The following is an 815-nucleotide window of genomic DNA, read 5'->3' as shown; positions in this document are numbered from 1 at the left end:
CGGCCGGAGGGGGGGTTGCGGCCGGTGCCGGCCGGTGTGGTGGGGTTTTTGTATGTGGCTGGCCGCGGCGTCGGTGTGGGGTATTGGCGTCGGGCGGGGTTGACCGGGTCGCGGTTTGTGGCGTGTCCGTTCGGGGGTGCGGGGGCGCGGATGTATCGCACCGGGGATGTGGTGCGGTGGCGTGCTGATGGGCAGTTGGAGTATTTGGGGCGTGCTGATGAGCAGGTCAAGCTGCGCGGGTATCGCATCGAGTTGGGTGAGATCCAGTCCGCGTTAAGCGGTGTGGCGGGGGTGGGGCAGGCGGTGGTGATCGCCCGTGAGGATCGCCCCGGCGATAAGCGTCTGGTGGGCTATATCACCGGGACCGCTGATCCGGTCGTGGTGCGTGCGGTGTTGGGGCAGCGGTTACCGGCGTATATGGTGCCGGCCGCGGTGGTGGTGCTGGAGGCGTTGCCGGTGACGGTCAACGGCAAACTCGACACCCGGGCGCTGCCCGCACCTGACTACACCGCCGGTCAATACCGCGCCCCGGGCACTGTCACCGAAGAGATCCTGGCCGGCATCTACGCCCAAATCCTCGGCGCGCAGCGCGTCGGCGTCGACGACTCCTTCTTCGACCTGGGCGGGGACAGCATCTTGTCGATGCAGGTGGTGGCGCGGGCGCGTGCCGCCGGCCTGATACTCAGGCCGCGCGACATTTTCGTCGAGCAGACGGTAGCCCGGCTCGCCCGAGTGGCGGGGGTGGCCACCGGCGCCGGTGACGTGGTTGATGCCGGTGTCGGGCCGGTGGTGCCCACTCCGATCATCCGGTGGCT

General features: G+C 69.1%; 1 protein-coding gene. It reads left to right on the top strand.

The genetic code is table 11. The features are described 5' to 3' along the window. A partial coding sequence (locus A5625_RS03435; protein ID WP_156747897.1) for a phosphopantetheine-binding protein occupies positions 1–815 on the top strand: 815 nt, incomplete at both ends.

Source organism: Mycobacterium sp. 1465703.0 (assembly GCF_001672975.1).
Taxonomy (GTDB): domain Bacteria; phylum Actinomycetota; class Actinomycetes; order Mycobacteriales; family Mycobacteriaceae; genus Mycobacterium.
The sequence above is the reverse complement of the archived record's forward strand: the minus strand, read 5'-3'. Positions and strand labels throughout refer to the sequence as shown.